10 protein-coding genes are annotated in these 13,951 nt (G+C 61.5%); 5 read left to right on the forward strand and 5 right to left on the reverse strand.

Annotated features, from left to right (window positions below):
• Nucleotides 1–14: 14 nt before the first annotated feature.
• Nucleotides 15–1,925 carry an ATP-binding cassette domain-containing protein gene (locus L4G42_RS08225; RefSeq protein WP_237251302.1) on the reverse strand — a complete coding sequence of 637 codons (1,911 nt, stop codon included), beginning with the start codon at nucleotides 1,923–1,925 and terminating at the stop codon, nucleotides 15–17.
• 214 nt (nucleotides 1,926–2,139) lie between these two features.
• On the opposite strand from L4G42_RS08225, the gene L4G42_RS08230 reads away from it, so the two are divergent.
• Complete coding sequence (locus tag L4G42_RS08230) at nucleotides 2,140–4,068, forward strand: transglycosylase SLT domain-containing protein (protein ID WP_237251303.1); 1,929 nt, start codon at nucleotides 2,140–2,142, stop codon at nucleotides 4,066–4,068.
• Between the two features lie 345 nt (nucleotides 4,069–4,413).
• Here L4G42_RS08230 and L4G42_RS08235 read toward each other — a convergent pair whose 3' ends face one another.
• Entirely contained in the window at nucleotides 4,414–5,220 is an 807-nt protein-coding gene (locus L4G42_RS08235; protein ID WP_237251304.1) for an MOSC domain-containing protein, read from the reverse strand.
• A 118-nt stretch (nucleotides 5,221–5,338) separates the two neighbouring features.
• The gene (locus L4G42_RS08240; protein WP_237251305.1) at nucleotides 5,339–6,265 is read right to left on the reverse strand and encodes a chemotaxis protein CheV; all 927 of its coding nucleotides are present in this window, start codon (nucleotides 6,263–6,265) and stop codon (nucleotides 5,339–5,341) included.
• Between the two features lie 551 nt (nucleotides 6,266–6,816).
• Between L4G42_RS08240 and L4G42_RS08245 the strand changes: the two genes are divergently transcribed.
• The 3 genes from L4G42_RS08245 to L4G42_RS08255 all read left to right on the forward strand — a co-directional run bounded on the left by L4G42_RS08245 (nucleotide 6,817) and on the right by L4G42_RS08255 (nucleotide 9,173).
• Nucleotides 6,817–7,320 carry an Hpt domain-containing protein gene (locus L4G42_RS08245; protein ID WP_237251306.1) on the forward strand — a complete coding sequence of 168 codons (504 nt, stop codon included), beginning with the start codon at nucleotides 6,817–6,819 and terminating at the stop codon, nucleotides 7,318–7,320.
• A 306-nt stretch (nucleotides 7,321–7,626) separates the two neighbouring features.
• Entirely contained in the window at nucleotides 7,627–8,514 is an 888-nt protein-coding gene (locus L4G42_RS08250; protein ID WP_419789358.1) for a sensor histidine kinase, read from the forward strand.
• Nucleotides 8,511–9,173, forward strand: coding sequence for a response regulator (locus tag L4G42_RS08255; protein ID WP_237251308.1), 663 nt, complete (start codon nucleotides 8,511–8,513; stop codon nucleotides 9,171–9,173). Before L4G42_RS08250 ends, L4G42_RS08255 begins: the two co-directional genes overlap by 4 nt.
• 49 nt (nucleotides 9,174–9,222) lie before the next feature.
• Here L4G42_RS08255 and yegS read toward each other — a convergent pair whose 3' ends face one another.
• Entirely contained in the window at nucleotides 9,223–10,131 is a 909-nt protein-coding gene (gene yegS, locus L4G42_RS08260) for a lipid kinase YegS (protein WP_237259937.1), read from the reverse strand.
• Between the two features lie 451 nt (nucleotides 10,132–10,582).
• On the opposite strand from yegS, the gene L4G42_RS08265 reads away from it, so the two are divergent.
• Complete coding sequence (locus L4G42_RS08265; protein WP_237251310.1) at nucleotides 10,583–12,034, forward strand: mannose-1-phosphate guanylyltransferase/mannose-6-phosphate isomerase; 1,452 nt, start codon at nucleotides 10,583–10,585, stop codon at nucleotides 12,032–12,034.
• Between the two features lie 922 nt (nucleotides 12,035–12,956).
• Here L4G42_RS08265 and L4G42_RS08270 read toward each other — a convergent pair.
• Nucleotides 12,957–13,832 carry a LysR family transcriptional regulator gene (locus L4G42_RS08270; protein WP_237251311.1) on the reverse strand — a complete coding sequence of 292 codons (876 nt, stop codon included), beginning with the start codon at nucleotides 13,830–13,832 and terminating at the stop codon, nucleotides 12,957–12,959.
• Nucleotides 13,833–13,951: the final 119 nt, after the last annotated feature.

Below are 13,951 nucleotides of genomic sequence, written 5' to 3' on the forward strand. Positions count from 1 at the left end.
CCGCAGGTTACCGATCACTCGTCCAGCTCGGCCCAACGCTCAAGCAGCCCGTCCAGTTCGCCTTGCAGGCTTTCCAACTGCGCCATCACGGCTGTGGTTTGCTCCGCAGGACGCTGATAGAAACCGGCCTCGGCCATCTCGGCAGTGAGCGCAGCCATTTGCGCTTCAACGCTGTCAATCTGCGCAGGCAGCGCTTCCAGCTCGCGTTGCAGTTTATAGCTGAGCTTCTTTTTGGCGACCGGCATTTCTGCCGCCGCGACGGGTGCGGCCTCAACCACGGCAGTGGCCAGCTCGGACTTGCCGGATTTGCTGTCGGTGACGCCCAGCAGACGCGGCGAGCCGCCCTGACGAATCCAGTCCTGATAGCCACCGACGAATTCGCGGACCTTGCCCTCGCCTTCGAACACCAGGGTGCTGGTGACGACGTTGTCGAGGAATGCCCGGTCGTGGCTGACCATCAGCACGGTGCCCTTGAAGGTCAACAGCACTTCTTCAAGCAGCTCGAGGGTCTCGACGTCCAGATCGTTGGTCGGTTCGTCGAGGACCAGCAGGTTGGCCGGCTTGCTGAACAGTTTGGCGAGCAGCAGACGCGCCCGCTCACCGCCCGACAATGCCTTGACCGGCGTCCGCGCCCGCTGCGGGCTGAACAGGAAATCGCCCAGGTAGCTGAGGACATGGCGGCTCTGCCCGTCGATGTCGATGAAGTCGCGGCCTTCGGCCACGTTGTCGATCACGGTCTTTTCCAGATCGAGCTGGTGACGCAACTGGTCGAAATAGGCGACGTCCAGACGGGTACCGACTTCCACCTTGCCGCTGGTGGGCTGGAGGTTGTCGAGCATCAGCTTGAGCAGCGTGGTCTTGCCGGTACCGTTGGCGCCGAGCAGACCGATACGGTCTTCGCGCTGCAGGACCATGGAGAAGTCCTTGATCAACATCGGGCCGCCCGGGTGAGCAAAGCTGACGTTGTCGAGCACCATCACCTGCTTGCCGGATTTGTCTGCCGTGTCGAGCTGGATGTTGGCCTTGCCGGTGCGTTCGCGACGGTCGCTACGCTCGACGCGCAATGCCTTCAAGGCGCGCACGCGGCCTTCGTTACGGGTACGACGGGCCTTGATGCCCTGACGGATCCACACTTCTTCCTGGGCCAGACGCTTGTCGAACAGCGCGTTGGCGGTTTCTTCCGCCGAGAGCATGGCTTCCTTGTGCACCAGGAAGCTGGCGTAGTCGCCGTCCCAGTCGATCAGGCCGCCACGGTCGAGTTCGAGAATGCGCGTAGCGAGGTTTTGCAGGAAGGAACGGTCGTGGGTGATGAACAACACCGCGCCCTGGAATTCCTTCAATGCTTCTTCGAGCCAGGCGATGGCGCCGATGTCCAGGTGGTTGGTCGGTTCGTCGAGCATCAGCAGATCAGGCTCGGAGACCAGGGCCTGGGCCAGCAACACGCGGCGACGCCAGCCGCCGGACAGTTCGGCGAGGGTCTTGTCGGCCGGCAGTTGCAGACGGCTGAGGGTGCTGTCCACCAACTGCTGCAGGCGCCAGCCGTCACGGGCTTCGAGGTCCGACTGCACGTGCATCAGCTTGTCGAGGTCTTCGGCGGTAACGATGTTCTGGCTCAGGTGGTGATACTGAGCGAGCAGTTCGCCCACGCCATCCAGGCCTTCGGCAACCACGTCGAACACTGTACGGCCGTCAGCGACCGGCAACTCCTGGGGCAGCTCGCCGATCTTCAGGCCGGGCGCGCGCCAGACATTACCGTCGTCGGGCATCTGAATGCCCTTGACGAGCTTCAACATGCTGGACTTGCCAGTGCCGTTGCGGCCGATGATGCAGACCCGCTCACCACGGGCGATCTGCCAGGACACCTTGTCCAACAACGGCATGGCGCCGAACGCAAGGGACACATCGCTGAATTTGAGCAGGGTCATGAGCTTCTCCAAAAACCGGGCGCGCATTCTACCTGAGATAACCCGGCAGATGGGCGGCTAATCGATGACAGGACGTCGTCCGGACCCGGTGGCCGGCCGATTGTAGGCCGGGCTTTGTTTCCATCTATCACGACGGGCGAGGCAGCGCTTCAACCCGCGCGGGCAACAGGCTAAGCTAGCCGCACTTTTCACGATGCATCTGCACGGAAGTCTCATGCGCAGTCGTTTCTTCAGCCTTTTGTCCTGCCTGCTTCTGTCGGCCACCGCTGCCCAGTCCGTCCAAGCGGTCGATCTCACCACCCAACGCCAGTATTACGATGAAGCCAAACGTGCTTTGGCCAAGGGCGACGGCGGCCCTTATCGCACCTATGCCGCCGCGTTGGCGGATTACCCCCTCGAACCGTATCTGGCCTACGACGAACTCACCGCCCGCCTGAACAGCGCGAGCAACGAGGAAATCGAAAAGTTCTTCGCCGAGCATGGCGACCTGCCGCAAGCCAACTACATGAAGCTTCGCTGGCTGCGCCTGCTGGCTTCGCGCGGTGACTGGCAGCCTTTCGTCAAGTATTACGACCCCAAGCTGAATTTCGTCGAGCTTGACTGTTTGTATGGCTCGTATCAGCTCAGCCACAACCAGCGCGCGGAAGGCTATGCCAACGCCGAGAAAACCTGGATGACCGGCAAGACGCTGCCGGCAGCCTGCGATACATTCTTCACCCAGTGGGCGGTCGAAGGTCAGCTGACCGAGCAGAAACGCTGGCAGCGCGCCAAGCTCGCCGCCCAAGGTCGCAACTACGCACTGGCCAATCAACTGGTCAACAGCATGACCACCCTCGCGCCTCAGGGCCGGTTACTGATTGCCGTGGCGCAGAAGCCCGAGATGGTCAACAACCAGGGTCAGTTCATGCCGGCCGACGAGGCCATGTCCGATGTGGTAGGTCTGGGCCTGCGTCGCCTCGCCAAGCAGGATCCGCAGCGGGCGATGGAGCTGCTCGACAGTTACGCTCCCGTGCTGCATTTCTCACACGAAGAACAGGTCCAGATCGCCAAGGAAATCGGCCTGACTCTCGCCCGCAGTTATGACGGCCGTGCCCTTGAGGTCATGACCAAGTACGACCCGGACCTGCGCGACAACACCGTCACCGAATGGCGCCTGCGCCTGTTGCTGCGACTGGGTCGCTGGAGTGACGCGTACGAGCTGACCCGCCGCCTGCCGCAAGACCTGGCGACCACGAACCGCTGGCGTTACTGGCAGGCCCGCTCCCTGGAACTGGCCCAGCCCAACAGCCCGCTGCTGCCGGGGTTGTACAAGGCAGTGGCGAAGGAGCGTGATTTCTATGGCTTCCTTGCCGCCGACCGCACCCAGACGCCGTACATGCTCAACAACAAGCCGCTGGTGCTGAGTCAGGCGCTCATGACCAAGGTGCGCAACACCCCGGGCGTGCGCCGCGCGCTGGAGTTTTATGATCGCGGGCAGATCGTCGACGGCCGTCGCGAGTGGTACCACGTTACCCGTCGCTTCAGCCGGGACGAAATGGTTGCCCAGGCCAAGCTGGCCTACGACATGCACTGGTACTTCCCGGCCATCCGCACCATCAGTCAGGCGCAATATTGGGACGACCTCGACATCCGCTTCCCGATGGCCCACCGCGACACCCTGGTGCGTGAAGCGCAGGTTCGCGGGCTGCATTCAAGCTGGGTGTTTGCGATCACGCGACAGGAAAGTGCCTTCATGGACGACGCCCGCTCCGGCGTCGGTGCCGCAGGCTTGATGCAACTGATGCCTGCGACCGCCAAAGAGACCGCGCGCAAATTCAGCATTCCCCTGGCGTCGCCGGCGCAGGTGCTTGATCCGGACAAGAACATCCAGCTCGGCGCCGCGTACCTGAGCCAGGTCCATGCGCAGTTCAATGGCAACCGGGTGCTCGCTTCGGCAGCGTATAACGCAGGCCCGGGACGTGTCCGTCAGTGGTTGAGGGGCGCCAATCATCTGGCCTTCGACGTCTGGGTCGAAAGCATTCCGTTCGACGAGACCCGTCAGTACGTGCAGAACGTGCTGTCGTACGCGGTCATCTACGGCCAGAAGCTCAATTCACCGCAGCCGCTGGTGGACTGGCATGAGCGGTTCTTTGATGATTTGTAAAGGACGGCAGTCGGGCTGCGGTTGCCGGCTCGATTGCATTGGCCAGTCGGGCCAGATGAACCTGTAGTAGCCGGCTTGCTGGCGAACGCGGTGGGTCAGCAACGGCAGTGTTGTCTGACCCGGCGTATTCGCGGGCAAGCGCGCTCCTACAACGAGTCGGCGTCAAACCTCAAGTCTGGGCTGTATGTCAATCCGTAGGAGCCGGCTTGCTGGCGAACGCGGTTGAACATTCGCTTATGCAGCGCCTGACCCAACGCGTTCGCCAGCAAGCCGGCTCCTGCAGTGAGATTGCGTACATCCCGCAGGACCGGCTTTAGCCGGGAAGGCGTAATGCCAAGCGCTCGACTACTCCAGCACCTCAACCGCCATCCCCACCTTGACCAGCCCTGGCCCATCACTCACCAGGTTCTGCCCAAACCAGATCTCACCTTCCCGCTCGCGATAGGTCTTCAGCGTGGTCATCGGTTCGCGGTCCTCGCTGCGTTCACCCGTTGCAGGATCTATCGTCGTCAGGATGCACCGCGAGCACGGCTTCAACACCCGCAATTCAACGCCGCCAATTCGAATCCGCTTCCAGCCATCCTCCGCAAACGCCTCGGCGCCGGCCACCACCAGATTCGGGCGAAACCGCAACATTTCCAGCGGGCGGCCCACCTTCTGCGACAAATCGTCCAGCGACGACTGTCCGATCAACAACAACGGAAAACCGTCAGCAAACCCGACCCTGTCCTCAATCGCCCCGTAGCCGGAAGGCAACCAGCGAGCGCGCTCTTTCGGGACATGCACCAGCCGCGTCGGCTTACCCACCAACGCACTCACCCAGCGCGCCGCGTCCTCGCCCGCATCCGGCACCCGGAAACTGTCGCGCCAGATCGTGATGCCGCGCAGATTGGCTTCCTCGTCCACTGGCACCGGCACATCCAGACTGCCCAGACCCGGGGCCGACAGCGTTACGCCGTCGCCCTTCCACAGCACTGACAGCTGCGACATCTGCGGCAGCGCACGCTGGCTGTAAAAGCGCCCGCTGGCTTCATCCACCAGCATCCAGCGACGATCGCCACTCATGCCCAACTCATCGAAACTGGCCTGCTGCAACGACTCGGCCATGCAGGATTTGAGGGGGTACCGATACAGTGCGCTGAGGTGAAACATGTACGCATCCTTATGCCAGAGCGGAAAGCCACCACTCTATACGAGACGTCAGGAAACCAAGCAGTACAGATGCAAAAAAGCCCCTCCATACAGCAAGGGGCTTGAAACAGAACCGGGATCAGTTGTCGAGCATGAGGCGCTCGCGGACCACGTCGACCAGCTTGTCCGGCTGGAATTTGGAGAGGAAGTTATCGCAGCCGACCTTTTTGACCATGGACTCGTTGAAGCTCCCGGACAGCGAGGTATGCAGCACCACATAGAGGCCGCGCAGCCGAGGGTCGTTGCGGATTTCCGTGGTCAGGCGGTAGCCGTCCATTTCCGGCATCTCGGCGTCGGTGAAGACCATCAACAGCTTGTCGGTCATGACCTCGCCGGTGTCGGCCCAGCTCTTGAGCAGGTTCAGGGCTTTCAACCCGTCACGGGCAACGTGCATCTTCACGCCGAGCTGACCCAGAGTGTCACGCAACTGCGAGAGCGCCACGTTTGAATCGTCCACCAGCAACACTTCGCGGCCGATCGCGCGGGCGAGGACCGGATCGTCCAGCTTGTCGCGGGACACCTTGGCGCTGTACGGCACGATCTCGGCGAGGACTTTCTCCACGTCGATGATTTCCACCAACTGGTCGTCGACCTTGCTGATGGCGGTCAGGTAATGCTGACGCCCGGCGCTGGTCGGTGGCGGCAGGATCGCCTCCCAGTTCATGTTGACGATGCGGTCGACGCCGCCCACCAGAAACGCCTGAACCGAGCGATTGTATTCAGTAACGATGATCGTGCTCGAAGGCCCCGGCACCAGCGGACGCATGCCGATGGCCTGGGACAGGTCGATGACCGGCAGGGTCTGGCCGCGCAGGTTGACCACGCCGCACACGAACGGATGACGCTGGGGCATCAGCGTCAGCTTGGGCAGTTGCAGGACTTCCTGAACCTTGAATACGTTGATTGCGAACAACTGTCGGCCGGCCAGGCGGAACATGAGGATTTCCAGGCGGTTCTCACCTACCAGCTGTGTACGTTGGTCTACTGTGTCGAGAATGCCAGCCATCTGTTGCTCCTGGAGCAGGGTTCAAGTAAGTCCGCTTACCTTGTATCGGCAGCCCCACGACAGACCTTAATCGGGGTAGAACGCGCATTGCGCAATTGATGTCACATTAACATCACCAAAGAGCTGTCGACATACCTGAGCGCTGGGAAACCGGCGAACGGCGCGGCTTTCAGATGCGCGGCCCGATGAGATCCGCTGCAGCCTGGAACCACGCGTAGGGGTAACCCCTAAGAGCAATCGGGGTGGACCTGATATTCGGCCTTTCCAATAGCCATTACTGTGACGCCCTTCTCGTAAATGAATGGAGTCAAGCATGCGGTTGCGCTCGCGGAAGTTTCCCCACGACTGGCCCCAACCCTTGAAAAGGCCCGTTCTCGTGGAGCCTGCGCGCAGATGATCGTTTCACGCGTTCATGCCGATCACGCCACCCTGCCCAACCATTCGCAACAATCAGAAACGCCCTACAGACTTTCCAGTGCCTTCAACATTAACTTTGGGCCACTCGCCCCACGCGACCTGACGTCGCCATTTGCGAAGAGTGGAGATTGCACATGCTGAACGGCAATGAATGGCAGCAGTTGCACGCAGAGTTTCTCAGCGATACCCAGACACTCATATGCCGCGCCGATGAATGCCTCAGTCATCTGGAATTGATCAGCGATGATCGTGACGCGATGGAATGTCTGCTCACCACATTGCACCAACTTGCCGGCAAGGCAGACACACATGGCGTTGAAACGGTCTGTGATTTCGCCCGCCAGTTGCGTTATCTCCTTTATTTCGCCAACGCGGCCGGACACCTGCGGCCCATGGCATTGCCCGCGCTCAAACGCTGCTTTGAACTGATGGCCTGGCAGCTTGAGCTCATCGACCCCCACACCGGATCGCTGGCGCTGGACGACAGCGAGCAGCGCGGTTTGCTGGACGCATTCGCCTGCCAGTGCGGGGTCGGCAAGCTGGACAACACCGTCGCCGTCAACCCGGGCTGGTCGGTCAACACCGGGCAGTGCGACGTGCTCGCATCCAGGCACGCCGATCACAGTGAAACGCGATGAATGCCTGCTGATATCTAAAAACACACTCGCATTCCGGACTTGAAAAGCTGACTGAACGGACAATCGGCTTTGTTATTGATGTCAGTCGGGTTTCAACCTCAGCCCTTAATAACGCCGACAATTAATGTACTATCGGCGCGCTCGAAGGGACGCTTGAAGCAGCACTCTTCTGTCCATTCGAATCGTCACTCGGACACGTTGTACCCATACAGAGGAAGTTCAGCATTGTGTTTTTCGCAGTGCCCTTTCAAATGGCCTGGCGGACCCGTCAGGTGTAGACATTTATTATCGATGGCTTCATTCGCTATGCATGGCAGCAGCAAATTCCCTGGCGTTCAGCGAATGAACCCCGGCAGCACGGTTCGCTGGCCAGCCTTACTGTGCCTGGCGACCACGGGCTGCAATGTGATCGCGTATCTGGCGAGCGGCGCTCTGCCGCTGGAGCTGGCAATTATCAACGGGCTGGCGTTTGCAGGCCTTTGCTACAGCATGACCCGCCCGAACCGGACCATTCAGTTTCAGCCCAAGGAACTCGCCGATCACATGCTGCAGGTGCAGGAGACCGAGCGTCATCGCCTCAGCCGCGAGCTGCATGACGACATCGGCCAGATGCTCACGGCAGCAAAAATGCAGAGTGACTGGCTTCAGCGCCGCGCCCCGCAGGAGTTGCACACGCAGTGCACGATGCTCATCAACACCCTCGATGAAACCCTGGCGAAGGTTCGCGACGTGTCCGCCATTCTCAACCCCCGCCAGCTCACCAGCCTGGGACTGGAAGCCAGCCTGCGCGCGCATTTGCTGCGCACGCTGTCGGCCACTTCCGTGCAGTGGAGTCTGGAATGCCAGCAGCGCCTGGACGGTATTCCCGAAGAAATCGCGGTGGCGGCATTCCGCATCACTCAGGAAGCCGTGACCAATATGCTGCGCCACGCCCAGGCGCAAAACCTGCGCGTGCAACTGCAGCGCCGGCCGGAAGGGTTGTCGCTGAGCATTCGCGATGATGGTCAGGGACTCGCTCCTGCGCTGAGCCCCGCCGGTCAAGGGCAACGCGGTATGGCGGGCATGGCGGAGCGCGCCAGCCTGCTGGGGGGTGAATTGAGCGTCGCCAGCGAGCCCGGGCAAGGCACCTGCATTCAGGCGTTGTTTCCGTGGGCGCCGCGTGTCCGCGGACGCGCCGATGGCAGCCAGCCGTGAGCGTTTGCAAGGTGCTGCTGGTCGATGATCACGCACTGATCCGCGCCGGTGTCCGCGCGCTGGTGTCGGACATCCCGGGTTACGCCGTCATCGGCGAAGCCAGCAATGGCCATCAGCTCCTGGAAATGAGTCTGCAGCTGGAACCCGACATCATTCTGCTCGACATCTCCATGGGCGACAGCGACGGGCTGGACGCCTTGCAACGCCTGCGTCAGACGCTGCCGCACAGCAAGGTGCTGATCCTGTCGATGCACACCGAACCGCGTTTGATCATGCGCGCGCTGGCGTGCGGCGCCCACGGCTACCTCCTCAAGGATGCAACCGCCAGCGAGATCGAGCACGCGCTGAACGCCCTGCGCGATGGCGAACGCTACCTGAGCCCGGCCATCGCTCACACGGTCATCAGCCAGGCGTTGGTCAGCAGCCAGGTCGCGCCTGCCGAACCCGCCGAGAGCCATAACCTCACCGCCCGCCAGCTGGAGATCCTGCGGCTGGTCGTACGGGGCACCTCAACCCGCGAGATCGCCGGCGGCCTCGGCCTGAGCGTCAAGACCGTGGAAACCCACCGCGCGCAGATCATGAAACGGCTGCACATCTACGACGTTCCCGGGCTTGTGCTGTTCTGTGTGAGGGAGCGAATCATCAGCCTGGATGACTGACGGCGCCGGATGAGCGCGCGGTCGCGGCTCATCTGACGGTTGTCGATGCTCAGGCGAGCTGTCGCGTCTGCCCCAGCAGCGGCGAATGCGACGGCAGGTGCACGCGCAACACGCCGGCTCGCGCTTCGAAACGGGTTGCCTCGCCGCTCAGCGGTTCGCCGTCGAGGTTGATATTCAGCCCCTGCGCCGACTTGAGCTCGACCCACGGCAGCCGCGCGCGGACGAACATGTTATCGAGGCCAAGACCGCCTTCGAGCAGGCTCTTCAGGGTGCTCACCACCTCCTGGGGCGCTGGCAGAATACTGATGTCCAGCAGCCCGTCATCGGCGAGGGCTTCCGGGCACAACGGATGACCGCCACCCGCCTGACGACCGTTGCCGATCCCCAGCGCCAGCATCTCGCCCTTCCAGTGAAAGTCCGGGCCGGTGAATTCGCCGTACGCGGCTTTCAACTCGCTGAAGCGCGTAAGCCCAGTGAACAGATACGCTGCACCGCCGAGGATCTTTTTCAAGTCTTCGGAGGTATTGGCGGTGACTTGGCTGCCAAACCCGCCGGTAGCCATGTTGAGGAACATCTGCCCGCCCACTGCACCCATGTCGACTGCGCGCGCCGGTACGTCCAGCAGGTCGAGGGCCTGATCGGGTTCCAGCGGCACGCCCGCCGAACGGGCGAAATCGTTGGCGGTGCCCAGCGGCATGATCACCAGGCTGGCGTCGACTTCAGACAGCGCCAGCGCCTCCGCCACGTCCCGCAACGTGCCATCGCCGCCACCGGCGATGATCTGCCGATGACCGGCGGCAAGCGCTTCACGCACCAGGCGCTGGGCATCGCCCGCTTCCCAGGTCACGCGCACGTCCAGTTCCCAGCCATGTTTGCGCTTGCGCCCCACCGCCTCGCGGACATCCTCGTTGAGCGCCTGCTTGCCGTGAAGAATCAGTAATGCCCTGCGCGCTGTCATATCCCTTCCTTTTACCTGTACGAGTTGATGCGTGATGTGTTGACCGCGCGCGCTGCAAAAAAAGCCCGGTGGGGAAAAATCTTTTAAACCGGAGTCCTCGATAGAGACGCATGCGAATTCATCCGGACATGGCTGGGATCGGAGTCCAGTGCACCAAATGATGGCGAAAAGCCTTGAGCGGCGGGGACTTACGCGTGCTGGCCTTGCCACCACGTTCTTTCACCTGCGGGAAGCGGCTGGGCGGATCGGGCTTCCGCCCCGTAAATAGGGGACGAGAGGCGTTAATTATGCGTTACAGACCCTTGAAATGCACCGGCGGAAAGCGCTTAATCGACAAATAATTGGCTAATTTGAACGACACTCACTAAAAAGTCATTAAATTGACCTTTGACGTGATGACCGGCAATTAAGCCCAGTCATTGATTCATGGATCGAAGAGGCGAGAAACCACATGCAACTGATTCCCTGCATTATTGCTGGCGGCGCCGGCACCCGGCTGTGGCCCGTTTCACGGGAGGCCATGCCCAAACCTTTCATGCGCCTGCCGGACGGCGAAAGCCTGCTGCAGAAGACGTTCAATCGCGCCAGCCAGCTGGATGGCGTCGAAAGCGTCCTCACCGTCACCAATCGGGAAGTGTATTTCCGCACCGTCGATGACTACCGGCTGCTGAACAAGCATCAACTGGCGCTCGAGTTTCTGCTCGAGCCGTTCGGCCGCAACACCGCGCCCGCCATCGCCGCCGCGGCGCTGCACGTTCAGGAGCGCTATGGCGATGACGCACAACTGCTGATTCTGCCGGCGGACCAATTGATCAACGACGTTGCCGCCTTCGAAACAGCCGTGCAGAGCGCACGCAAACTGGCCGACGAGGGCTGGCTGGTGACGTTCGGGCTGATCCCCTCCCGCGCCGAAACCGGTTTTGGCTACATCGAGAAAGGCCAGGCCCTCAGCAGCGAGGCCTATCAGGTCGCGCGCTTCGTTGAGAAACCCGATGCCGTCACCGCCCAGGACTATCTCGAGGGCGGGCTGCATTTGTGGAACGCCGGGATGTTCTGCATGCGCGTCGATGTGCTGCTCGCCGAACTGGACATTCACGCCCCGGAGGTCTTGGCCGCCGTGCGCCATTGCCTGGCGCAGTGCAACAGCAAGGAAGGCCGCAACGAGTTGCAGATCGAACTGGACAGCACGACCTTCGCCCTGGCGCCGGACATTTCCATCGATTACGCGTTGATGGAGCGTTCGCAGAAGGTGGCGGTGGTGCCGTGCGAGATGGGCTGGAGCGACATCGGTTCGTGGCGCGCCATTCGCGAGCTGGCCCCGGCGGATGAAAACGGCAACCAGTGCAACGGCCAGGTGGTGCTGCACGACGTGACCAACTGCTACATCGACTCGAAAAAGCGCCTGGTGGGTGCGGTGGGTCTGGACAACCTGATCATCATCGACACCCCGGACGCTTTGTTGATCGCCGACGCCGATCGCAGTCAGGAGGTCAAGATCATCGCCCAGGAGCTCAAGCGTCAGGGGCATCCGGCATACCTGTTGCACAACACCGTCACCCGGCCGTGGGGCACTTACACGGTGCTGGAGGAAGGCAAGCGCTTCAAGATCAAGCGCATCGTGGTGAAACCGCAGGCCTCGTTGTCGCTGCAGATGCATCACCACCGCAGTGAGCACTGGATCATCGTCAGCGGTATGGCCTGCGTTACCAATGGCGAAGACGAGTTCATGCTCGATACCAATGAGTCGACCTTCATCAAACCCGGGCACACCCATCGGTTGGTCAACCCGGGGGTGATTGATCTGGTGATGATTGAAGTGCAAAGCGGCGAGTATTTGGGGGAAGACGACATCGTGCGGTTTACCGATGTGTATGGGCGGGTGCCTGAAGCTGCGAAAGCTTAGGCGTGGCCTGATTAGATCAAGATCAAGGGCGTCTGCCTAAGGGCAGATCGTTTCGCCTTCGGCGAGTTACTTGGAAAAGCACCCCCCTCTCGGTTTTAAAGAGCAGCCAAGGGTGCTTGCTCTCGGTTTGGCCCGACTTCGTCGGGTTCCCTCACTTCGACGACGCTCCGTGGGCCCGCGCCGAACGGACATCCATGTCCTGACGGCGCTCTCGCCGCATCCATGCGGCTCGACCCACTGCGCGTCGTCTGCGTTCGGCCTGCACCCAAGTCGCGATAGGTGTCGTCTGAACTTCTTGTATATGAAGATCAAGATCAACCGCAGATCAAGAGCTTCCCGGCTAAAGCCGGTCCTACAAGTACCCGCCGTTTGATCGTTCCCACGCTCCGCGTGGGAATGCATTCCGTGACGCTCCGCGTCACTTCTCCAGGCCGAATGCGCGTTGCCTGCGGGACGCGGAGCGTCCGGGGCGGCGTTCCCACGCAGAGCGTGGGAACGATCAACATTGATGGAGAACGAACCGGCCTCTTCCCGGCTAAAGCCGGTCCCACTAAAGGCAGCGCGTGCATTCAGTGAGATTGGCTCCGACTGTAGGACCGGCTTCAGCCGGGAAGCCTTTGATCTGCTTTAAACGCGCTTTTGATCTTCTTGCGCAGATAGTTCAGAGGACACAAATCGCGACTTTGGTGCAGGCTGAACGCAGGTCTCGCGCAGTGGACCAAGCCGCATGGATGCGGCGAGAGCGCCGTCAGGACATGGATGTCCGTTCGGCGCGGGCCCACGGAGCGAGACCGGAGTGAAGGTACCCCGACGCAGGAGGGGCCCAACCGGGAGCACAAGCCCTTGGTTACTTGGGGCTTTATCAAGTAACTCGCCGAAGGCGAAACAGTCTGCCCCTAGGCAGACGCTCTTGATCGATTCTTTACAGCGCCCGCGCGCCCTTGACGTACTCAACAAACCTCATCACCGCCGGGGCCTTCTCGTAGCGTCGGTGGATCAGCGACAACGACGAGCTCGGCTGGCAATCCTCAATCCGCCGATACACCACATTTGGCAGACGAATGTGATCAACCACCGACTCGGGCACCACCGCAACACCCTGATCAAGACTCACCAGCGCAATCACCGACACCAGGCCTCCCGGCTGCGGACCCAGCGTCGGCGCAAAACCGCCGTGGGCCGCCACTTCCAGGGTGCCGGAAATCTGCTCAGGCAGGACGAACGTCTCGTTCTGCAGATTCACCGCATTGATGACCTTCAGCTTGCCCAGCCATGAACTGTCCGGCAGCGCCAGGGCAAAACCCTCGGTCAGCAACTGCAAGGCGCTCAAGGAATCGGGCAGCTGCATGGGAGAGCGGATGAAACCCACGTCCAGCCGCCCCTCCTCGATCAGCCGCGGCAGCGTCGGCATGAGGTGCTCGTTGATGCTGAATTCGACCTCCGCATAGCGCTGACGAAACTGACTGACGTGTTGCTGCAACACCCCCGAAAACACCGCTGAGGCGACGTAGCCCAACTCGATCCTGCCGGCCTCGCCACGGCCGGCGCGCTGGACGTTGTACTGCGCGGTTTCAAACTGACGCACCGCCAGTTCGGCCTCGATCTGCAGCGCGCGCCCCGCTTCCGTCAGCCTCACCTCCCGCTGTTCACGCAGAAACAGTCGGGTGCCCAGTGCGTTCTCCAGGTCCTGAATCTGCCGCGTCAGCGTAGGCGGCGCGATGCCCAGTTGCTCGGCGGCGCGGGTGAAATGCCGATGACGGGCAACGGCCAGAAAGTAGCGAAAGTGACGGATTTCCATGGAGCGTTACCTGACAGGTAATGAAAACGCGAGTGACGGGTAACAGAGCATAGGGCATATCCGCTTACTCTGTTCCCACGCTAGCCAACTGCGCTCGCCTCTCACCCATCAGCGTTAGC

It is taken from the genome of Pseudomonas petrae (assembly GCF_021728295.1).
Lineage (GTDB): Bacteria > Pseudomonadota > Gammaproteobacteria > Pseudomonadales > Pseudomonadaceae > Aquipseudomonas > Aquipseudomonas petrae.